This is a genomic window from Dactylosporangium sp. CA-052675 (assembly GCF_050947935.1).
Classification (GTDB): domain Bacteria; phylum Actinomycetota; class Actinomycetes; order Mycobacteriales; family Micromonosporaceae; genus Dactylosporangium.
This window is the reverse complement of sequence record NZ_CP192010.1, coordinates 7862406-7883085: the sequence shown is the minus strand read 5'-3', so window position 1 is coordinate 7883085 and position 20680 is coordinate 7862406. Positions and strand designations below refer to the sequence as shown.

16 protein-coding genes are annotated in these 20680 nt (G+C 75.4%); 8 read left to right on the top strand and 8 right to left on the bottom strand.

The features are described from left to right. Positions 1–63 precede the first annotated feature (63 nt). The 6 genes from ACQP1P_RS35015 to ACQP1P_RS34990 all read right to left on the bottom strand — a co-directional run bounded on the left by ACQP1P_RS35015 (position 64) and on the right by ACQP1P_RS34990 (position 8746). A complete protein-coding gene (locus ACQP1P_RS35015; RefSeq protein ID WP_433077618.1) occupies positions 64–1128 on the bottom strand; it encodes an MAB_1171c family putative transporter in 1065 nt (354 codons plus the stop codon). Next, on the bottom strand, positions 1115–1609 hold the full coding sequence (locus ACQP1P_RS35010) for a hypothetical protein (protein WP_433077616.1): 495 nt from the start codon (positions 1607–1609) through the stop codon (positions 1115–1117). Before ACQP1P_RS35010 ends, ACQP1P_RS35015 begins: the two co-directional genes overlap by 14 nt. Positions 1610–1659: 50 nt before the next feature. Continuing rightward, positions 1660–2301 carry a hypothetical protein gene (locus tag ACQP1P_RS35005; RefSeq protein ID WP_433077614.1) on the bottom strand — a complete coding sequence of 214 codons (642 nt, stop codon included), beginning with the start codon at positions 2299–2301 and terminating at the stop codon, positions 1660–1662. A gap of 77 nt (positions 2302–2378) precedes the next feature. Then, on the bottom strand, positions 2379–3899 hold the full coding sequence (locus ACQP1P_RS35000) for an FAD-dependent monooxygenase (protein ID WP_433077612.1): 1521 nt from the start codon (positions 3897–3899) through the stop codon (positions 2379–2381). Positions 3900–3980: 81 nt separating this feature from the next. Continuing rightward, on the bottom strand, positions 3981–6770 hold the full coding sequence (locus tag ACQP1P_RS34995; protein ID WP_433077610.1) for an ATP-binding protein: 2790 nt from the start codon (positions 6768–6770) through the stop codon (positions 3981–3983). Beyond that, positions 6767–8746: an anthranilate synthase family protein gene (locus ACQP1P_RS34990; protein ID WP_433077608.1), complete on the bottom strand. Its 1980-nt coding sequence runs from the start codon at positions 8744–8746 to the stop codon at positions 6767–6769. Before ACQP1P_RS34990 ends, ACQP1P_RS34995 begins: the two co-directional genes overlap by 4 nt. Positions 8747–8836: 90 nt before the next feature. Here ACQP1P_RS34990 and ACQP1P_RS34985 point away from each other — a divergent pair, with 90 nt between their 5' ends. From ACQP1P_RS34985 to ACQP1P_RS34960, 6 genes are read left to right on the top strand one after another with little or no spacing between them, the layout of a single operon-like run. Further along, positions 8837–9646: a 2-amino-3,7-dideoxy-D-threo-hept-6-ulosonate synthase gene (locus tag ACQP1P_RS34985; protein ID WP_433077606.1), complete on the top strand. Its 810-nt coding sequence runs from the start codon at positions 8837–8839 to the stop codon at positions 9644–9646. A 14-nt stretch (positions 9647–9660) separates the two neighbouring features. Continuing rightward, the gene (locus ACQP1P_RS34980; protein WP_433077604.1) at positions 9661–10761 is read left to right on the top strand and encodes a 3-dehydroquinate synthase II family protein; all 1101 of its coding nucleotides are present in this window, start codon (positions 9661–9663) and stop codon (positions 10759–10761) included. A gap of 5 nt (positions 10762–10766) precedes the next feature. Continuing rightward, on the top strand, positions 10767–11507 hold the full coding sequence (locus tag ACQP1P_RS34975) for an amidohydrolase family protein (RefSeq protein WP_433077602.1): 741 nt from the start codon (positions 10767–10769) through the stop codon (positions 11505–11507). Further along, positions 11504–12769 (top strand): phenylacetate--CoA ligase family protein, encoded by a 1266-nt coding sequence (locus ACQP1P_RS34970; protein ID WP_433077600.1) that lies wholly within the window; start codon positions 11504–11506, stop codon positions 12767–12769. The genes ACQP1P_RS34975 and ACQP1P_RS34970 overlap by 4 nt, the downstream gene beginning before the upstream one ends. Next, the gene (locus tag ACQP1P_RS34965) at positions 12750–13727 is read left to right on the top strand and encodes an FAD-dependent monooxygenase (RefSeq protein WP_433077598.1); all 978 of its coding nucleotides are present in this window, start codon (positions 12750–12752) and stop codon (positions 13725–13727) included. Before ACQP1P_RS34970 ends, ACQP1P_RS34965 begins: the two co-directional genes overlap by 20 nt. After that, positions 13724–14368, top strand: a complete 645-nt coding sequence (locus ACQP1P_RS34960; protein ID WP_433077596.1) for an isochorismatase family protein — start codon at positions 13724–13726, stop codon at positions 14366–14368. The genes ACQP1P_RS34965 and ACQP1P_RS34960 overlap by 4 nt, the downstream gene beginning before the upstream one ends. On the opposite strand, the gene ACQP1P_RS34955 is transcribed toward ACQP1P_RS34960, so the two are convergent. Further along, a complete protein-coding gene (locus tag ACQP1P_RS34955; RefSeq protein ID WP_433077595.1) occupies positions 14347–15009 on the bottom strand; it encodes a class F sortase in 663 nt (220 codons plus the stop codon). The genes ACQP1P_RS34960 and ACQP1P_RS34955 overlap by 22 nt on opposite strands. Positions 15010–15011: 2 nt before the next feature. Beyond that, complete coding sequence (locus ACQP1P_RS34950; RefSeq protein ID WP_433077593.1) at positions 15012–15533, bottom strand: hypothetical protein; 522 nt, start codon at positions 15531–15533, stop codon at positions 15012–15014. Positions 15534–15780: 247 nt separating this feature from the next. On the opposite strand from ACQP1P_RS34950, the gene ACQP1P_RS34945 reads away from it, so the two are divergent. Both ACQP1P_RS34945 and ACQP1P_RS34940 read left to right on the top strand, forming a co-directional pair. Continuing rightward, positions 15781–19425 (top strand): choice-of-anchor D domain-containing protein, encoded by a 3645-nt coding sequence (locus tag ACQP1P_RS34945; RefSeq protein ID WP_433077591.1) that lies wholly within the window; start codon positions 15781–15783, stop codon positions 19423–19425. Positions 19426–19439: 14 nt separating this feature from the next. Further along, positions 19440–20636, top strand: coding sequence for a PQQ-dependent sugar dehydrogenase (locus tag ACQP1P_RS34940; RefSeq protein WP_433090227.1), 1197 nt, complete (start codon positions 19440–19442; stop codon positions 20634–20636). The last annotated feature ends 44 nt before the right edge of the window (positions 20637–20680 follow it).

The window sequence follows — 20680 nt, the reverse complement described above, 5'->3', positions numbered from 1 at the left end:
GTTGGATGGAAATGTCCATCATAAGCTCAGATTTACGGGCACCGTGCACCCATCAACTCAAGTTTACGAGGCGCTGGGGGCATCGGGGGGATCGTTGTGGCCGGGTCGCCGGATCGGCGCCAAATCGGGGGTGGCCACAACGCTTCCGGTCCGCAGGAGCGCACGTGCCTGCTCCACCAGGCTCGTGTCGGCGTCCGGGGGTGCCTGCTGAGCTTGCCCCAGCTCCCACTGCGCGTCGCGGATCTCGATGATCCGGCGGTAGAGGCGCAGGTCCACGCCCCGCAGCGTGAGCAGGTCGGCGAGGCGGGACGGGGGATCGCCGAGCACCACGTGCGGCAGGGCCGCCACCGACGCCGCCCACAGGGGACGCAGCCGCTGCAGGGCCGCGTAGTGCGCCAGCCACCGCTGCAGCCCGCCGATCGCCGGCAGGGCCGCGCCCGCGGCGAACAGCAGCAGCATCGCGGCCAGGATCACCCGCGACAGGCTCTCCGCGCCGGGGCCGTTCATCACGTCGCTGCCCAGGGCGTTGCTGACCTGGAACGCGACCCGGTTGGCGATGAACAGCAGCCCGACCAGCGCCGCGGCGGTGAGCAGCCGCAGCCCGGCGCGCATGGTGCCGCGCTCGGCCCGCCCGGCCGCGGGGTGGAACAGCGCCAGGCAGCACGCGAGGCCGACGAACAGGCCGAACTGGGTCAGCACGCCGTAGGCGGTGACCAGCGGCGTGCCCGCGTGCTCGGCCACGAAGTCGCCGCGGGCGGGGCTGCGCGGCGCCAGCACGAACAGCACCGCCATGCTCACGCCGGTCGCGGCGAGCAGCGCATAGGCCCAGCGGCGCAGCCGGGGACGATCGGCGACCGGCCCGGGCATGAGGCTGGTGACGTGGACCATCGCGGCCGACGCGGCGACGGTCGCCAGATTTTTCAGCGGTACCGATATGTCGGCGACATGCAGCAGCCGGTCCGTGGCGAACGAGACTTCCCGCCGGTTGAACGTGAACGAGAGCGCGGCGAGTATGACCACCAGCCGGACGGCCCGGCCCCGCGGCGGCTGCGGCGTCGCGAAGCGCCAGATGGTGAACGCCCACAGCGAGCCCAGCACCAGGAACTCGAGGGTGTCAGCGAAGGCCATGGCCCGGTCCCGGGATGAAGGCCTCCTGCAGGCCCTGCAGGAGCGGGTCGTCGCTGCGCGGGGCGGTGCCGCCGCGCAGCACCCGGCCGCTGATCATCGTCGCGATCATCTCGGCCACCTGCTCCTGCGGCGCCGAGTAGGTCGAGCGCAGCAGCACCCGGGCGACGGTCGCCGGGTCCAGGTCCGGCAGCACGAGACCGGGCGCCTTGTGGTCGCAGAGGATGTGCCCGATCTCGTGCAGGATGATGTGCCGGCGGTGCAGCGGGTCGGCCCCGGCCGCGTAGAAGATGTGGTCGGCCCGCTCGGTCGCGAGCCACAGCCCGCACGGTGAGCCGGACGGCGCGGGCTGTGGATGCAGGTGCAGGTCACGTCCCCGGCGCGCGGCGACGTAGGACAGGAACACGGACAGGTCGAAGGGCTCCGGCACCTCGATGTCCGCGATCAGCCGCCGGCACTGCCGCTCGAGCCGCCGCAGTCGCACCCCGCCAGACTAGGCCCTGCCCGCGAGAAGACGAAAAGTCCTCGCGAGCCTCAGGCGGCCCGTCGCAGGTGCTCGGTCAGCTGGCTCGCCGCCCGTACCGCCGCCATCTTCCCGTCGCGGATCAGCATCAGGTCCTCGACGGCGCACGCGGGCGGGGTGTGCCCGAGCGCCGCGGCGAGGTGCGGGTTGGCCCGCGACCACTTCGACAGCGACTCGCACACCTGGGCCTCGAGCGCGAGCGGCGAGACCGGGCCCGCGGTGCCCACGGCGTCGAGCATGCGCTCGCGGTGCGACCAGTAGGACCAGACCTTGGCCTCGTCGAGCAGCTGGGCGACGGCGTCGGTGCGCCGGTAGTGCAGCGCCAGCTGGATCGAGTCGGTGCGGCCGTCATCGATGAACGCGTCGATCAACGGATGCCGGGCGTGGGCGCCGGCGACCTCGTAGAACGTGCTGCGGCTGCCGTTGGGCGCGGCCGCCTCGACGATGCTCTTCCAGGTCAGCGGGGCGCCGGGCGCGGCGGCGACGAGACTCGCGACCGCGCGGAAGTAGACGGTCTTGGTCCGCCAGTGGCTGCGCTTGGCCGTCGAGTTGGCCGACAGGCGCTTGTGCCACCGGCTCACGACCGTGTCACGCAGATCCTTGCCGAAATCCGGGGAACCCGTCAGCGGCGGTGCCAGGGTCGTCATGCTCATCGGCTCTGTCCTGCCTGTCGGTGGTGGGCTGGGCGTATCGAGCGTCGCCTCCGCGAGGCCTTGCGGACATCACGTATTCACGTGGTCTTCCCGCTGACCAGGTCGAGGACCGCGTCCCAGTCGGCCGGCACGGTGTCGGCGCACCACGCCACGTGCCCGTCCGGGCGGATCAGGGCGAGCGGGCGGTCCCAGCCGGTGCGCACGCTCACGTCGGCCACGGGCAGGTGGACGACGGGGACGCCGCGGCCGTTGGCGGCGGCGGCGAGCGGGCCGCCGGCCGCCTCGCCGGTGAGGTCGACGAGGGTCAGCTGCGGGCCGAACCGGCCGGCGAGCGCGTCACCGCCGTCCAGGGACAGGTCCGGGGCCCGGCCGCCGGGGCGGATGGTGCCGCTCAGGCCGCTCGCGCCGCTGTGCCAGACCACGGCCGAGGTCGCGTGCCGGGCGGGCAGGGCGCGGGCGTCGGGGCGGTGCGCCTCCTGCCGCAGCACCCCGGCGAGCAGCTCCGGGGCGGCCCCGGCGGCGCTGAGCCGGCCGAACCGGCGCCGGGTCTCCAGCGAGCGCGCCAGCAGCTCCCGGTCGAGCAGGGCGACCGGCCGCCGCTCGGCCTCGTAGCTGGCCAGCAGGGCCGGGCCGCCCCACCCGTTGATCTCGGCGGCCAGCTTCCAGCCCAGGTCGACGGCGTCGGCGAGGCTGGTGTCGGCGAGCTCGCCGGCCGGGTGGAAGCGGTGCGCGGCCTCGCCGGCCAGGAACACCGGGCCCCGCCGGTACGCCGCGGCGACGGCCAGGGCGTCGTCCCATTGGGCGACACCGAGGATCTCGGCCACCTCCAGGCCGCTGCCGAGCCGCGAGCGCAGCATCGCGACCGGGTCGGTGGTGACCGGCTCGTCGGCGCCGACCGGCAGGTGGGCCACCCAGCTGTCGCCGTCGCCGCGCGACACGCTGGTCACGCCGCCGACGACCACGACGACGGGGTTGCCGTGCTTGGCGGGCAGGCGGGGGTCGGCGCTGCGGAAGAACACCGAGCAGTGCCGGGCCGGGCTGCCGAGGCTCTCCATCGGCACCTCCACGCAGCGGCGGACCGTGCTCTGGGCGCCGTCGCAGCCCACCAGGTGCCGCGCCGCGATCGTGTGCCGCACGCCCGCGTGCACGTCGAGCACGGTGGCGACGGCGCCGTCGGGCTCGACGCGCAGGCCGGTGAAGGTCCAGCCCTCGCGCAGGTCGACGAGGGGGTGCCGGCGCAGCTCGTCGCGCAGGCGCCGGGCGAGGTCGGCGGCCGGGACGCGATGGTCGGGCCCGCCGCCGGAGGTGGCGTCGGGGGAGGAGACGAGCACCGGGTCGTCGTCGAGGCCGACGCGCCACTCGACGTCCTCGGGCTCGGGCGCCTCGGCGTGGCGCTGCACCACCGCGGCGAGGCCGAGCCGGCGTAAGAGCCCCATCGCGTGCCCGGTCAGCCGGTCGACGCCGGGGTACCGGGGCGGGGCGACGGCCCGCTCCACGACCAGGCAGGGCACGTTGTGGTGGGCGAGCTCCAGCGCGAGGACCGCGCCGGCCGGGCCCGCCCCGACCACGAGAACCTGTGCGCTCGACGGTGTCGTCACCGGTGTTCCCCCATCGCTCGGCCATCGGCGACGCCTTCGTCGCCAATGGTCATGCTCGGGCCCGGTGGGTGCCCCCGTATATCACGTGTTCAAGCGATCCCGGTTCACGAGGTTCGCCAGCTCGACCCGGCTGCGCACGTCGAGCTTGGTGAAGATCTTGCGCAGGTGGCTGTCGACGGTGTGCCGGGACAGGTGCAGGGCGCTGGCGACCTGGCGGTTCTGGAGCCCGAGCGCGACCTGCAGGGCCACGTTCTGCTCGGCCGGGGTGAGCCGGTGCAGCGGGGAGCCGGGGCGGAACCCGGGCCGCTCGGTGGGGGCCTTGGGGCCGCCGAGGCTGAACTCGAGGCGGCGGCGGGCGCGCTCGGCCCGGCAGTCGGTGACGATGGCGATGGCCTCGGCGGCCCAGGCGCGGCCCTGCTGGTCGTCGGCGGTGTTGAGGGCGGCGTCCTCGAGGGCTCCGGCGAGGGCGAGGCGGCGGGGGGTGCGGCGGAAGCGCTCGACGGCGCCGCGCAGCAGCCACGGGTCGCCGGTGAGCACGCCCTCGGCGTGGTCGGCCGCGGCGGCGAGGGAGAGCTGGCGCGGGTTGCGGGCGGCCAGGGCGCGGGCCGCGGCGACCACGGTGCGGGCGCGGGGCAGGTCGCCGGCGCGGACCGCGAGGTGCACGAGCGCGGGGGCGGTGGTCGGGTCCTGCGCGATGAGCACCGGCCGCGTGGGCAGCGCGTCGACCAGGCCGGTCAGCGCGGCCAGGGCCGCCTCGGGGCCGGCGACCGCCTCCTGCAGGACGCCCTCGGGCCAGTACATGTCCTCGGGGGCCGCGGTGATGCCGGCCGCCATCCGCCGGTGCATGTGCGCGAGGTGGGCCTGGGCCTGGGGCAGGTCGCCCTGCAAGACGGCGAGCCGGGTGAGCTGGCCCAGCAGCGGCACGGCCAGGGCGTAGGCGGTGAGGTTGAGCGCGATCGCCACGCCGGCCTCGGCCTCGGCCACGGCGTCGTCGAGCCGGCCGCGGGCGGTGAGCAGGGCCGCGTGGTAGTAGTGCCACAGCGGCGTGGACCAGGCGGTGCCGAGGCGTTCGGACTCGCGGCGGCCGCGGCGGTAGGTCTCCTCGGCCTCGTCGAAGCGGTCGAGGCAGGCCTGGGCGTCGCCGAGCCAGATCCGCGGGTGGCGGTGGGCGGCATCGCCGCGCACCTGGTCGGCGATGCCGGTCGCGCGCTCGGCGTGGCCGAAGGCGTCGTCGAGGCGGCCCTCGGCCTGGGCCACGAGGCTGCGGCCGGTGAGCCCGAACACCGAGGCGGCGTACTCCCCGGTGGCCAGCCCCGCCGCCGTCGCCGCCTCGCCGTCCTCGTCGGCCCCGGGCAGGTCGCCGGAGTAGAAGCGGGCGTGGGCGCGGATGGCGTGCAGCTTCGCCGCGACCGACCCGGGCACGGCGGGCACGGCGAGGCCCTGGTCGGCCCACTCCACCGCGAGCCGGTTGTGCCCGGCGTGCTTGAACGCCTCGGCCAGCCCGAACTTGAGCATGGCGTCGGTGCGCGGGTCGAGCCCGGCCCGCAGCGCCGTCTCGCCCAGGTCCTGCGCCCGCTCGAGCCGGCCGGCCGAGGCGAGCAGCGTGACGGCGTCCGCGACGAGCGCCACCCGGGCGGGGTCGTGCTCGCCCATCATGTCCAGCGCGCGCTCGATGAGGTCGGCGGCGGTGCTGGGCGCGGCCGGGGCCACCTCGAGCGCGGCCTCGTGCAGGATCGTGACGGCCTCGCGGCGGCCGGTGCGGCCGGTCTTGAGCAGGTGCTCGGCGACCTCGACCGGCGGGCGGCCCTCCTCGCGGGCGATCACGGCGGCCTGGCGGTGCAGCATGGTCGCGACGGCGGGGTTCAGCGTGCCGTACACCGCCAGCCGCACCAGATCGTGCACGAACTCGAGCTCGTCGCCGTTGTTGACCAGCACCCGGGCGTCGAGCGCCTCCTTGACCTGCTTGACCAGCGGGCCGGGGCGCACGTCGAGCAGCTCGGCGACCGCCTCGATCGCGAACGGCCGGCCGAACACCGCCGCCGCCTGCAGCAGCTCCTGGGCTTCGCTGGACAGCCCGTGCAGCATCTGGTCGACGATGGTGATGAAGCTCGACGGCAGCTCCTCGCCGACGACGGTCCCGATCCCGTCGGCCACCACCAGCTGCCCGGTCCGGTGCAGCGTCCGGACCAGCTGCTCGATCTGCAGCGGGTTGCCGTCGCAGCCGCCGGCCAGCGCGAGCACGGTGTTGTCCACGTCGGCGCCGACGACCTGGGCGCACAGCCGGCGCACGGCGTCGTCGTCTAGCGTGCCGAGGGTGAGCTGCTCGTGCCCGTCGCGGACGAGGCGCTCCATGAGGTGCTGCCCGGGCGTGCCGGACGGGGCCGGGCGGTGCGCGAACACCCAGCGCACCGGGGAGGAGGCCAGCGCCGGGACGAGCTCGGCGACGGCGAGGGCGGACAGCTCGTCCATCCACTGGGCGTCGTCGATGGCGATCACCAGGGGCCGCCGGGCCGCGTAGTCCTCCAGCGCGGCGCCGAGCCGCTCCAGGGTGCGGTACTGCGCGTCGTCCTCCTCGCGCAGCCAGCCGATCGCGGGCTCGGCCGGCCGCAGCTGCTGCAGCGTCCCCGCGAGGGTGATCAGCGGGGCCGCGCGGTCGAGCTCGAACGCGGCGCGGGCCGCGACCGAGACCCCGCGCGCCTGCGCGCCCAGGATCGAGGCCCGGACCAGGTGGGACTTGCCGATGCCGGCCGAGCCGGTCACGATCGTGCATCCGCCGAAGCCCTCGGCGGCGCCGGACACCGCTGTGCGCAGGACGGCGAGTTCCCGATCGCGCCCGAAGGTCCCCGCGGCCGGAGCAGTCAGCGAAATCACCCCAAATTGTCGGACGTCTTACCGGAGTTCGGCTCGGTAATCGTTGCTGGCCTGCGGTGATTCTCTCGGTACTCGATGATCGACTTGAACAGCCATTCGGGGGAGCCGGACGAACCCGGACGGCATCCTCCGTCGGCCCGATATCGTGCTGGTCCCGGCCCGCCCGGCGGGGCGGCCAGGATTTCGGCCAGCAGGCGCCGCAGAATCGCCGGGCCGTGCTCGGTCAGCACCGATTCCACATGAAACTGTATTGACCGCGCTCGTGCCAAGCGCATTGCGTGCACGGCCCCGGTCGCGGCATCCCGCAATATCCCCATTCGCTCCGGCCGGCCGTTACGCACGGTGGTCAGCCGCAGCGTATGCAGGCGATGCCTCGGGGCGCCTTCGGCGGGCCCGCACACGGCGACGAAGGTGTTGTAGAAGCCGACCCGCCCGAATCCGGGCACCCGCCGGGCTTCGCCCTGGGCCGGCCGGGCGAGCCGCCGGATCGGCAGGCCGAGCTCGTCCGCGAGGACCTGGTGGCCGAGGCAGACGGCGAGGGTCGGGGTCCGTTCGGCCAGCAGCCGCCCGGCGATCTCGTGCAGCCGGTCGATGCGCGGGTCGTCGCGGTCGCGGGGGTCGCCGGGGCCGGGGCCGAGCACGACCGCATCGTAGCCGTCGCGCAGCGTCGGCCGGACGTCGACACGCAGCCCGAGCGCCTCGGTGAGCCGGGCCAGCATCGCGGTGAAGTCGTCCTCGTTGTCGATGATCAGCACCCGGCCGGACAGCGGGCGCAGCCGCACCGGCCGGCCGAGCCAGAACGGGGACAGGCCGGCGTTGCGCCGGCGCAGGGCGCGCTCGAGGGCGGGCAGCTTCGGCGGTACCGCCGCCGCCCGCTCTCCCGCCAGAGCCCCCAGCAGCGCCGCGGCCTTCGCCCGGGTCTCGGCCGCCTCCGCCGCCGGGTCGCCGTGGCGCACCAGGGTCGCCCCGACGCCGATGGTCACGGCCCCGTCCGGCTCGATCTCCGCGGTGCGGATGATCAGCGCCGAGTCCAGCTCGCCCGGGCCGAGCAGCGCGATCGCCCCGCCGTAGTAGCCGCGCCCGGTGCCCTCGCGCGCGGCGATCACCCGGCACGCGGCGGCGATCGGGCTGCCGGTCACCGTCGGGGCGGGCATCGTCGCGCGCAGCACCTCGGCCGGCCCGAGCCCGGTGGGCCCGTCGATGATGTACTCGGTGTGCGCCAGCCGCGACATCGGCCGCAGCCAGGGCCCCCGCAGCCGGCCCCCGCCGTCGCAGATGCGGGCCATGGTCTTGAGCTCCTCGTCGGCGACCATGAACAGCTCCTCGGTCTCCTTGCGGTCGGCGAGGAACCGGCGCAGGCCGCGGGCGGTCGGGCCGCCGGGCGGGTAGCGGTACGTGCCGCTGATCGGGTTCATCGCGGCGATCCCGCTGTCGAGGCGGGCCTGCGACTCGGGGGTGGCGCCGAGCAGGGTGCGGCCGCGGCAGTGCAGCAGGAACGTCCAGTACGCCCCGCGCTCGGACCGCAGCAGGCCGGCGAAGGCCGGCAGCGCGGCGGCGGGCGTGAAGCCGGGGATGCGGGCCCGGTAGGTGCGGCGGATCACGAAGTTGGAGCCCGTGCCGCCGCCGATGTCCTCCTGCACCACCCGCCGGACGACCTCCGCGTACTGCTCGTCGTCGAGGTCGAACCGGCCGTCGAGCAGCCCCGGGGAGCGCGCGGGCAGCAGCTGCAGGACCGTGGACACCGGCAGGGAGCCGGACCAGGTCACGGCGAAGGCCAGCGGCGGGGCCCCGTCCTCGACGCAGGCCAGGCCGCGCTCGGCGATCGTGCGGTAGGGCAGGGCGGCCACCACCTGCGAGTCCAGCCGGTCCGGGATCGAGGCGAGCGGGGTCCCGACGCGCAGTTCCACCCGGTCGTCCCGGCAGATGAGTGCGAAGGCCTCGGCTCCGGCGATACGCTGCAACCACGGATGCGTCATGCCCGTCACCGTCGCAGCGCGCCGGCGAGGGCGGCCACTACCCATTGAGGTAGTGGGGCGTGTACCGGCCCGGGCCTAGCGTCGGTAGGCGTGGCTCCCAATGACAGTTTTGCCCGCCGGGTCCGGCTGGACCGGTTGTACCGCAACGGATCCGGCGGCCTGCTCGTCGTGCCGCTGGATCACCCGATCAGCGGCGCCCCGATCATCCACAGTGGACGGTCGGGAGGCCTGGACCGGCTCGTCGGCGAGCTCGCCGAGGGCGGGGCCGACGCCGTGGTCCTGCACAAGGGCGCGCTGCGGCACGTGGCGGCCCACCGTTTCCGTGACCTGTCCCTGATCCTGCACCTGTCCGCCGGCACCGGCCTGTCCGCCGACCCCGACGCCAAGGTGCTCGTCGCCTCCGTCGAGGAGGCCCTGCACCTGGGGGCCGACGCGGTCAGCGTGCACGTCAACGCGGGCTCGCGGACCGATCCGCGGCAGCTGGCCGACCTGGCCGCGGTCGCCGGCGACTGCGACCGGTGGGGCGTGCCGCTGCTGGCCATGGTCTACGCCCGCGGCCCCGGCATCGCCGACGGCCGCGCCCCGCGGCTCGTCGCGCACGCCGCCGCCGTCGCCGCGGAGCTCGGCGCCGACCTGGTCAAGACGGCGATGCCCCGCGACGCGCACGACCTGGAGGCGCTCACCGCGGCCAGCCCGATCCCGGTGCTCGCGGCCGGCGGCGACGCGCTGGACAGCACCGCCGCCCTGCAGCACCTCGCCGCCGCCGTGCGGGCCGGGGCGGGCGGGGTCGCCGCGGGCCGCCTCGTCTTCAACGCCCCCGAGCCGGCCGCGATGGTGCGCCGTCTCGCCGCGCTCGTCCACCACCACACCCCGGCCCGCATCCCGGCTCGCACCCGATGAGAAGGAGTACCCCCATGAAGCAGTGCTGGCTCGACATCCGGGCCGCCGAAGGCCTCAAGTCCGTCCTGTGCCAGGAGGCGATCCACCGGGGCTTCGACGCGATCGTCGCCGACGACCCGGCCGACCTCGCCGGGCTGCCGCCGACCGTGAGCCGGGTGCTGCTGCCCGGCAAGGAGCTGCCCGACGCCTTCGGCGACGCCGACCTGGTGATCGTCGACCCCGTCCAGCACGGCGAGCCCGGCCGGCTCGCGGCCCGCCACCCCGGCGTGCGCTTCGGCGCCCACGTCGACGTGACCGACGCCGACTCCCTGGCCGTGGCCTGCGCGAGCGTGACCCGCGACCCGGTCACCGTGCTGCGCTTCGCCGACCCGACGAACATCCCGCTCGAGATCGTGCTGGCCGCGGCGGCCGACGCGCACGGCCTCATCGTCACCACCGTCGAGCGGGCCGCGGACGCGCCCGTGTTCCTCGGCGTGCTCGAGCACGGCCCGGACGGGGTGATGCTGGCCCCGTCCGCGCCCGGCGAGGCGGGCCGGCTCAAGGACGCGGTCGAGCGGCGCTCCCCGGACCTGGAGCTCACCGAGCTGACCGTCACCGCGATCACCCACGCCGGGATGGGCGAGCGGGCCTGCGTCGACACGTGCACCTACCTCGCCCGCGACGAGGGCATCCTGGTCGGGTCGCGGGCCAAGGCGCTCGTGCTCTGCGTGAGCGAGACCCACCCGCTGCCGTACATGCCGACGCGTCCGTTCCGGGTCAACGCCGGCGCGATCATGTCGTACACGCTGGCGGACGGCGAGCACACGCGGTACCTCAGCGAACTGCGCGCGGGCGGCACCGTCCTGGCCGTCGGGGCCGACGGGCGCAGCCGCCCGGTGGTCGTCGGCCGGGTGAAGATCGAGACGCGGCCGCTGCTGTCGATCGACGCCGTGGCCGAGGGCGGCGAGGCGGTCAACGTGATCGTCCAGGACGACTGGCACGTGCGCATCCTCGGGCCCGGCGGCGCGGTGCTGAACTCGACCGCGCTCCAGCCCGGCGACCGCATCCTGGGGTATCTGCCCCGGCGCGAGCGCCACGTCGGCTACCCCATCGACGAGCTCTGCTACGAGCAGTGATCGCGATGTTCGACTTTCACGCGCGCCTGACCCCCGGCCCGGGCGCGGCCGAGGCCCTGCTGGGCGCCCTCGACGAGGCCGGGGTCGAGCGGGCGGCGGTCTGCGCCGGCGGGGTGGTCGGGCTCGACCGCCTCTCGGTGCAGATCGTCGACGGCGGGCGCAGCAAGGCCCTGGCCGACAACGAGGGGGTCCGGCGGGCGTGCGAGGCGTCCGGCGGGCGGCTGGTGCCGTTCTTCTTCGCCGACCCGTACCGCGACGCCGCCGGCTACGAGGCCGCGGCGCACCGGTTCCGGGGCCTGGAGATCTCCCCGGCGGTGCACGGCTTCCGGCTCGACGACCCCCGGGTCGACGCGCTCGTGCGCATCGCCGCGCGGCACCGCCACCCGGTCTACGTGGTCTGCCTCGGCCGGGCCGGCACCCGCACCGAGGACCTGGTCGTCCTCGCCGGCCGGCACCCGGACGTCACGTTCGTCTCCGGCCACTGCGGGCACACCGGCCTGGACGCGGCCGGGCTCAGCCTCGTCGCGCCGCTGCCCAACATCGCCGTCGAGCTCTCCGGCTGCTTCACCGCCGTGGCCCGGCTCGCGGTGCGCCGGCTCGGCGCGCACCGGGTGCTCTTCGGCACCGAGCACCCGCTGCAGCACCCGAGCGTCGAGGTCGCCAAGCTGCGCGCCCTCGGCCTGCCCCCGGACGAGCTCGCGCTGGTCTCCTTCGGCAACGCCGACCGGATCCTGGAGAACTCATGACGCTGCCCCAGATCGGCGACTGGCACGACTTCGCCGGCCTCGCCCGGCTCCAGCAGGAGCGGCTCCCCGCGGTGTACGCGGCGGCCGAGCGCTCCCCGTTCTACCGTGAGCGCGGCGTCGCGCCCCTGCCCGAGCAGCCGCTCACGACCAAGCAGGACCTCCGCGACGCGTACCCGTTCGGCCTGCTCGCCTGCGACCGCGCCGACATCGCCACCTACCACGAGTCCAGCGGCAGCAGCGGCGAGCCGACCGCGTCCTACTACACCGAGACCGACTGGCTCGACCTCGCCGAGCGCTTCGCGCGCAAGTGGACCGGCATCGCGCCCGACGACACGATGCTGGTCCGCACCCCGTACGCGCTGATGATCACCGGGCACCTGGCGCACGCGGCCGCCCGGCTGCGCGGCGCGACCGTGGTGCCGGCCGACAACCGCTCGCTGGCCACGCCCTACTCGCGGGTGGTACGGCTGCTGCACGACCTCGGCGTCACCCTCACCTGGTCGCTGCCGACGGACACGCTGCTGTGGGCCGCGGCCGCGCGCGTCGGCGGCTACCGCGACTTCCCGAGCCTGCGCGCGCTCTTCGTCGGCGGCGAGCCCGTCGGGCCCGCGCGCAAGGCCCGCATCGGGCGGGTGTGGGCGGCGCCGGTCGTGGAGGAGTACGGCGCGACCGAGACCGGCAGCCTGGCCGGGGAGTGCGCGCACGGCACCATGCACCTGTGGGCCGACCGGGCCGTCTTCGAGGTGCAGGACCCGGACACGGGGCAGCTGCGGCCCGACGGGCGCGGCCGGCTGGTCGTGACCCCGCTCTACCGCGACGCGATGCCCCTGCTGCGCTACGCCATCGAGGACGAGGTGGAGGTGGCGTACCGCGAGTGCCCCTGCGGCTGGCACCTGCCCGCGGTGCGCCTGCTCGGCCGCTTCGCGCGCGGCGGCCTGACCCAGCTGGGCCTGGAGGAGCTCGTCTTCGGGCTGCCGGACGACTTCGGCGTGTGGTTCTGGCGCGCGCGGGTCGACGGCGACCGGCACGATCCCCGCCTCCGCGTCGAGATCGAGGTCGCCGACCGCTGGCGCACCGCCGCGACCGCGACCCTGACGGCGGCGCTGCGCACCGCGTACCCGCACGTCGAGCCGCTCGTGGTGCCCGTGCCGCCCGGCGGCCTGGTCCCGCACCGGCTGCTGACCGCGACCGCCGAGGTGATGAAGCCGCGCGGCCTGTTCGGCCCCGGGGAGGACTGGGACCGTGCGCTGCGCTACTACTGAGCCGCTCATCGTCGGCGCCGGGATCGGCGGCCTGACCGCGGCCGCCGCCCTCGCCGCCCACGGCGTGCCCTGCGAGGTCGTCGAGCGCGAGCCGGCCCTGGCCACGGCGGGCTACGGCATCCAGCTCCCGCCGAACGCGACACGCGTGCTGCGCGGCCTCGGCGTGGACCTGGACGCGGTGTCCCTGCGGCCCTCGGCGCGCGAGATCCGCCGCTGGTCGGACGGCGCGCTGCTGGGCCGGATCCCGCTCGGCCCGGCCGTGCTGTCCCGCTACGGCGCCCCGTATCTGACGCTGCGGCGGGCCGATCTGCTGCAGGCGCTCGCCGCGCGGGTCGAGCGCATCCACTTCGGGCAGACGCTGCGCCCGGCCCCGCTCGTCGTCGGCGCCGACGGCCTGCACTCCACGGTCCGCGGCCTGGTGGAGCCCGGCGGGCTGGTCGACGTCGGATACACCGCCTATCGCGCGGTGCTCCCAGCGTCCGAGTCGTCGGTGGTGACGGTCTGGCTCGGCCCGGGTGCGCACGTCGTGGCCTATCCGATCCCGGGCGGGCTCAACCTCGTCGTCGTCGCCCGCCCGGGGGAGCGGTTCGAGGGCTGGCACGGGCCGGTGCGCGCGCTGGCGCGGGCCGCCACCCGGGGATTCGCGCTGCGCACCCGCGCGCCGCTGCCGGCCTGGCACCGCGACGGCGTCGTCGTCATCGGCGACGCGGCCCACCCCATGCCGCCCTTCCTCGCCCAGGGCGCGGCCCAGGCGATCGAGGACGCCGCGGCGCTGCCGTCCCACCTCGACGACCTCGCCGGGTTCGAGGCGGCGCGCCGCCCGCGGGCCGAGCGCGTGGTCGCGGCGAGCCTGGCGGGCGGCCACGAGTACCACCTCCCCGACGGCGCCGAGCAGCGCCGCCGGGACGAGCGGATCGCGGCCTGCGGGCTGCCCGGACAGGATTGGTTGTACGCATGATTCCCGCCGTCGTCTCGTATCCGATGCCGTCGCCGCCCCGCCGCGGGCCGGCCCCGTGGCGGCCCGACCCGTCGCGCTGTCTGCTGCTGATCCACGACATGCAGCGGTACTTCGTCGACCGCTTCGACCCCGCCGTCCCGCCCGGCCGCGAGCTGCTGGCGAACGTCGCCCGGCTGCGCTCGGCGTGCACCGGCCTCGGCGTGCCGATCCGGTACACCGCCCAGCCCGGCCGCATGACCCGGGCCGAACGCGGCCTGCTGCACGACGTGTGGGGCGAGGGCATGACCTCCGACGAGTCGAGCCGGGGCCTGGTCCTCGAGCCCGCGTCGCCCTCGGAGGTGGTGACGAAGTGGCGCTACAGCGCCTTCCACCGCACCCCGCTGCTGGACACCATGCGGGCGCTGGGCCGCGACCAGCTCCTCGTGTGCGGCGTCTTCGCGCACCTGGGCTGCCTGCTGACCGCCGCCGACGCCTACGCGCACGACGTGGAGCCGTTCCTCGTCGCCGACGCCATGGCCGACTTCACCGCGGCCGACCACGCGCTCGCCCTCGACTACGCCTCGCGCAGCTGCGCCGCGACCCCGACGACCGGCGAGGTCCTGGGTGCCCTCGCCCGGCCTCAGCTCTCCAGGCGGGCGTAGACGAGGATGTTGCCGCGGTACTCGTGGCGGAGGCGGTCGAAGGTGCCGCCGCACGTCACGAGCCGCAGGGCCGGATAGTCGACCGGGCCGTAGACGGCATCCGTCGGGAAGTCGCTCTTCGGTACCTCCACCACCCGCTCGACCACGAAGACCGCCGCGGTGCCGTCGGCCCGGCGCACCGTCGCGGCGTCGCCGGGGCGCAGCTCGCGCAGCCGGTAGAACACGGCCGGGCCGTCGTGCGCGGTGTCCACGTGGCCGAGGAGCACCGCGGGCCCGACCTCGCCCGGGGTGCGCAGGTTCCGGTACCAGCCGGCCGGCGCGCCCGGCTTGAGCGGTGGCACCTCGACGGTGCCGTCCGGGTTGAGGCCGAGCGACATGAGCGCGGTGTCGACGCCGATCGCGGGGATCGTGAGCCGCACCGGTGGCGACGCGGCCAGCCCGCGCGTCCGCACCGCCGTCGCCGGCGCGGCCGAGCTCGCGATCGGGATCGGGTCCGGCATCGGGCCGGAGGCGGCGGGGGCGGCGGCCGGGCGCTCGGGCGGCGGGGGAGCAGGGGACGCCCCGATCACGAGCAGCGTGAGGCCACCCGCCGCGAGCAGCCCGGTCAGGCCGTCGATCATCAGGCGCCGGGGCGGCCGCACGGTCAGCGCCGTCCGGTCGCCGGGCGCATGCGGAAGACCACGAGCGCGGCCGCGGCCAGCAGCAGGACGATGCCCGCCCCGGCCAGCACCGGGTCGCGCATGCCCAGGCCGTCGCCGCCGCCCGTGTGGGGCGCGCCGCTCGGGGCCGCGCCCGTCGGGTTCCCGCCGCCGCTCAGGCCGGCCGAGCCGTCGTTCGCGGCCGAGGCCGAGGCCGCGGCGGCCGCCGAGCGCGAGGCCGCCGCGGAGCGCTCCCGCTCGACGGCGGCTGCGGCGGAGCGGGCGGCGTCGGCGGACCGGGCGGCCGACGCACTGGCCGCGACGGATGCCGAGACCGAGACCGAGACCGAGACCGAGGCTGAGGCGGCGGCGGAGGCGCCCGGGGCGGCGCGGTCGCCGGCGCCGGAGCCGGTGAACTGGCAGTAGGCCAGCAGGGCGAGCAGCATCACGATGAGCGCGGCGCCCCCGGCCGCGACCGCGGTGCGGCTGTCGCGGGCGGACAGCCGCCGGCTTCCCGGATCGGTCATCGCACCGTCCCCTTCCGCGAGAGACCGCGAAGGCCCTGATCGGTTCGAGTGTGGTACCCACGCACCACAGGTCTGTAACGATCAATGCCCCCGGCGGGTGGTGCGGGCCCGGGCGGTACCATCGACGGCTTTTGCGGTTGACGAGTGTAAGTATTTCTGGGTTTCGTTGGCATCTTGCGCGGAGATGTCGGCGGAGTTACGGTGCTGTCCCGATCGACGCTCTTCGACACCCCCCTCTGGAGCCGTCATGGCCGCACGCCGGTTGGCCGCCGCCCTCCTGCCACCCCTCCTCGCGCTCGGCACCGCCGCCGTGCTCGCCCCGCCCGCCGCCGCCGACATCACGACGGTCTCCGTCGACACCCTGCGCACCGCCTGGGACCCGAACGAGGCCGCCCTCGGCCCGTCCGCGGTCTCCGCCGCCGACTTCGGGCAGCTCTTCGCCACCGACCTCAACGGCCAGCTCTACGCCCAGCCGATCGTCGCCGCGGGCACCCTGATCGCCGCGACCGAGAACAACTGGGTGTACGGCCTCAACCCGCAGACCGGCGCGATCGTCTGGTCCCGCAGCGTCGGCCCCGCCTGGCCCGCCTCGGCGATCGGCTGCGGCGACCTGGTGCCGAACATCGGCGTCACGAGCACCCCGGTCTACGACCCGGCGACGAGCTCGGTCTTCTTCACCGCCAAGGTCAACGACGGCCCGGACGCCAACCACCCGCACTTCTCCATGCACAAGATCGACCCGGCGACCGGGGCCGAGCGCACCGGCTGGCCGGTGACCATCCAGGGCTCGCCGACCAACGACCCGGCCAACACCTTCAACCCGAAGACCGCGGCCCAGCGCCCGGGCCTGCTGCTGCTCGACGGCGTCGTCTACGCGGGCTTCGCGAGCCACTGCGACTACGGGCCCTACGTCGGGTACGTCGCCGGCGTCAAGACCGCCACCCCCGCCATGTCGACGCTGTGGTCCACCGAGGCCGGCCGCTCGACCGGGATGGGCGGCATCTGGCAGTCCGGCGGCGGCCTGGTCTCCGACGGCCCCGGCCGGATCTTCGTGGCCACCGGCAACGGCGTGTCCCCGGCGCCCGGGCCGGGCACCAGCCCACCCGGCACGCTCGCCGAGTCGGTGATCCGGCTGCAGGTCAACGGCGACGGCTCGCTGAGCGCCAAGGACTTCTTCAGCCCGGCCAACAACGGCAAGCTCGACCAGGACGATACCGACTTCGGCTCCGGCGGCCCGGTGGCCCTGCCGGCCTCGTTCGGCACCGCGGCCCACCCGCGCCTGCTGGTGCAGACCGGCAAGGACGGCCGGGTGTTCCTGCTCGACCGCGACAACCTCGGCGGCATGGCCCAGGGCCCGGGCGGCACCGACGCCTCGCTGGTCCCGCCGGCCGGGCCGTACAACGGGGTCTGGGGCCACCCGGCGGTCTGGGGCGGCGACGGCGGCTACGTGTACCAGGTCGAGAACCAGGGCTTCCTGCGCGCGTTCAAGTACGGCGTGAACGGCTCCGGCCTGCCGGTGCTGACCTCGGCCGCGACCAGCCCCTCGACGTTCGGCTACACCTCCGGCTCCCCGGTCGTCACCTCCTCCGGCACGACCTCGGGCTCGGCGATCGTCTGGGCCGTCTACAGCGACGGCTCCACCGGCTCGGGCGGCCAGCTGCGCGCCTACGACGCCCTGCCCTCCGGCGGCCAGCTGCACCTGCGGTACTCCGCGCCGATCGGCACCGCCACGAAGTTCGCCGTGCCCGCGACCGACAACGGCCGCGTCTACGTGGGCAACCGCGACGGCCGCCTCTTCGGCTTCGGCCGCCCGACCACCGCCGCGCTGAGCGCCCCGCCGACGGACTTCGGCAGCGTCGCCGTCGGCAGCACCGCGAACGCGACGGTGACGGTGACCGCGACCCGGGCCGTGCGCATCAGCGCCGTCACCGCCGCCGCGCCCTTCGGCGTCACCGCGCCCGCGCTGCCGGTGAGCCTCACCGCCGGGCAGAGCCTCGCGGTGCCGGTCCGCTTCACGCCCACCGCGGCCGGGGGCGCCGCGGGCAGCCTCACCTTCACCACCGACGCCGGGACCGTCGCGCTGGACCTGCACGGCACCGGCACGAAGCCCGGCCTCGGCGCCACCCCGGCGGCGCTGTCGTTCGGCACGGTGCCGACCGGCGCCGCGAAGACCCTCGGCGTCAGCATCACCAACACCGGCACGAGCGCCGTCACGGTCACCGGCTCGACCGCGCCCGCGGCCCCGTTCAGCGCCACCGGCTTCCCGGCCACCGGCACCACGATCGCGGCCGGCGCGTCCGTGTCGGTCTCGGTGAAGTACGCCCCGACGGCGCCCGGCAACCACACCGGCTCGATCACCGTCACCAGCTCGGCCGGCCCGGTCACGGTCCCGCTCAGCGGCACGGCGGTCGCCGGCGCCGCCCACCTGACGATCACGCCGAACCCGGTCGCGTTCGGGTCGGTCGTCGTCGGTACCTCCGCGACCCAGACCTTCGACATCGCCAACACGGGCAATGTCACGCTGACCCTGACCAAGGCGGCCCCGCCGGTCGGCGCGTTCAACACCACGACGCCGGTCTCCGAGGGCCAGCAGCTCTCGCCCGGTGACGTCATCCACCAGACCGTCACGTTCACGCCGAGCACCCAGGGCGCGCAGTCCGCGGTGTACTCCATCACCGGCGACGACGGCCAGGGCGCCGTCCTCGTCCAGCTCACCGGCACCGGCGTGCCGCCGTCGAGCACGACGAACCTGGCCGCCGGGCGCCCCGCCACCGCCCAGTCGACGCAGGCCGGCTACCCGGCCGGCAACGTCACCGACGCGGACGCGAACAGCTACTGGGAGAGCGCGAACAACGCGTTCCCGCAGTGGGTGCAGGTCGACCTGGGCGCGCCGGCGAGCGTCGGCAAGGTCACGATGCGCGTGCCGCCGGCGTCCGCCTGGGCCGCCCGGCGGCAGACGGTCGCGGTGCTGACGAGCGCGGACGGCGCCCAGTGGAGCACCGCCGCGGCCGCCACCGACTACCTGTTCGACCCGGCCACGGGCAACACCGCCAGCGCCACGTTCCCGGCGGTCAGCGCGCGCCATGTCCGCCTGAGCATCAGCGCGAACACCGGCTGGCCGGCCGGGCAGCTGTCGTCCTTCGAGGTGTACGGCACCGGCGGCGGCACGGCCACCCTCGCGCTCAGCCCCACGGCGCTGCACTTCGAGGACACCGGCGTGAACACCAACAGCGACTGGCAGACCGTGACCGTCACCAACACCGGCACCGCCCCGGCGACGGTGCAGTCCGTGACGGCGTCGGGCGACTTCACCGTCACGACCACGTGCGGCACCACCATCGCGCCGGGCGCCAACTGCACGGCCACGGTCACGTTCCACCCCAGCGCGGCCGGGAACCGGACGGGGACGCTGAGCGTGCGCAGTACCGCCGCCAACGCCGAGGCCACCGTCGCGCTCAGCGGCACCGGGGTGGCCGCGACCGCGACCAACCTGGCCCTGCGCCGGCCGGTCACGCAGTCGTCGAACACGCAGAACTACGCGGCCGGCAACGCCGTGGACGGCAGCGCGGACAGCTACTGGGAGAGCGTGAACAACGCGTTCCCGCAGTGGCTGCAGGTGGACCTGGGCGCGACCACCGCCGTGAGCCGCGTGGTGCTGAAGCTTCCGCCGGCCACGGCGTGGGCGGCGCGCACCGAGACGGTGACGATCACCGACTTCACCACCGGCGCGGTGCTCGTCGCGAGCCGGGCCTGCGCCTTCGACCCGGCGACCGGCAACACGGTCACGCTCACGTTCCCCGCGGCCGGGGTGCGCTACCTGCGCGTCACGGTCACCGGGAACACCGGCTGGCCGGCCGGGCAGCTCTCGGAGCTGGAGGTATACGCCTCCTAGGATGACGGCGGCTCATCCCGGCCCGGCGCACGGTTGGCCCCGTGCGCCGAGCCGGGATCGCCTTGCTGTCCGTCTGTGTGCTGGCCGGATGTTCCTCGCCGGCGGGGGCCGAGGGCAAACCGCTGCCGCCGATCAACCCGACCGACTTCCACCACGGGGCGGCCGACCCCTCCGGCGGCGCGGACGAGCGCGTGAGCGTCTCGACGGTGGCGCGGCACCTGGACGTCCCGTGGGGGCTGTCATTCCTGCCCGACGGCAGCGCCCTGGTGACCGAGCGCCGGACTCTGCGCATCCTGCACGTGACGCCCGCCGGCGCGGTCACCCCGGTGGCCCGCATCGGCGAGGCGAACTCGGACAACGAGGGCGGGCTGCTGGGCATCGCGGTGTCGCCCGGGTACAAGAAGGACCGGACGGTCTACATCTACTACACGACGAAGGTCGACAACCGCATCGCGCGGCTCAAGCTCGACGGCCGGGCCCGCCCGCAGCCGATCGTGACCGGCATCCCGAGGGGCGGCATCCACGACGGCGGACGGCTCGCGTTCGGCCCCGACGGCTACCTCTACGCGACCACCGGCGAGGCCTCCCGCACGGAGGCGGCCCAGCGCCTCGACATCCTCGGGGGCAAGATCCTGCGGATGACCACCGACGGCCGGCCCCCGCCCGGCAACCCGTTCCCGCGCTCGCTCGTGTGGTCCTACGGCCACCGCAACCCCGAGGGCCTGGCCTGGGACGCGAACGGGGTCATGTACTCCTCCGAGATCGGCCAGGCGGTGTGGGACGAGCTCAACGTCATCCGCCCGGGCGGCGACTACGGCTGGCCGGCCGTCGAGGGGATCGGGAACAACCCCCGCTACGTCGACCCGGTGGTGGTCTGGCACCCGGAGGTCGGGGTGGCCGCCGGCGTGGCGATCACGGGCACCACGGCGATCGTGACGTGCCTGCGCGGCCAGCGGATCTACCTGGTGCCGCTGGGCCGCTCCCCGGTCGTCGCCTCGTCCTTCTCCGACACGGCGTCGGTCCGGTGGCGCACCGGCTCGGGGGTGGCCGGCCGCCCGGTGGAGGCGCTGACCGAGCGCTACGGGCGCCTGCGCGCGGCGGTCACGGCGCCCGACGGCAGCGTATGGATGACGACCTCGAACCACGACGGCCGCAAGCCCGGCGGCCCCGACCCGGACGACGACCGCGTGCTGCGGCTCACCCTGCACTGAGGGGGTGGCGGGCCCGGCCCCGGCGGCCGGGCCCACCGCGGGTA

What these genes read in the sequence shown, in the direction of transcription:
- ACQP1P_RS35015 (WP_433077618.1), bottom strand. Translation starts at nt 1,128, where the DNA reads ATGGCCTTCGCTGACACCCTCGAGTTCCTGGTGCTGGGCTCGCTGTGG.
- ACQP1P_RS35005 (WP_433077614.1), bottom strand. Translation starts at nt 2,301, where the DNA reads ATGAGCATGACGACCCTGGCACCGCCGCTGACGGGTTCCCCGGATTTC.
- ACQP1P_RS34990 (WP_433077608.1), bottom strand. Translation starts at nt 8,746, where the DNA reads ATGACGCATCCGTGGTTGCAGCGTATCGCCGGAGCCGAGGCCTTCGCA.
- ACQP1P_RS34980 (WP_433077604.1), top strand. Translation starts at nt 9,661, where the DNA reads ATGAAGCAGTGCTGGCTCGACATCCGGGCCGCCGAAGGCCTCAAGTCC.
- ACQP1P_RS34975 (WP_433077602.1), top strand. Translation starts at nt 10,767, where the DNA reads ATGTTCGACTTTCACGCGCGCCTGACCCCCGGCCCGGGCGCGGCCGAG.
- ACQP1P_RS34970 (WP_433077600.1), top strand. Translation starts at nt 11,504, where the DNA reads ATGACGCTGCCCCAGATCGGCGACTGGCACGACTTCGCCGGCCTCGCC.
- ACQP1P_RS34960 (WP_433077596.1), top strand. Translation starts at nt 13,724, where the DNA reads ATGATTCCCGCCGTCGTCTCGTATCCGATGCCGTCGCCGCCCCGCCGC.
- ACQP1P_RS34950 (WP_433077593.1), bottom strand. Translation starts at nt 15,533, where the DNA reads ATGACCGATCCGGGAAGCCGGCGGCTGTCCGCCCGCGACAGCCGCACC.
- ACQP1P_RS34945 (WP_433077591.1), top strand. Translation starts at nt 15,781, where the DNA reads ATGGCCGCACGCCGGTTGGCCGCCGCCCTCCTGCCACCCCTCCTCGCG.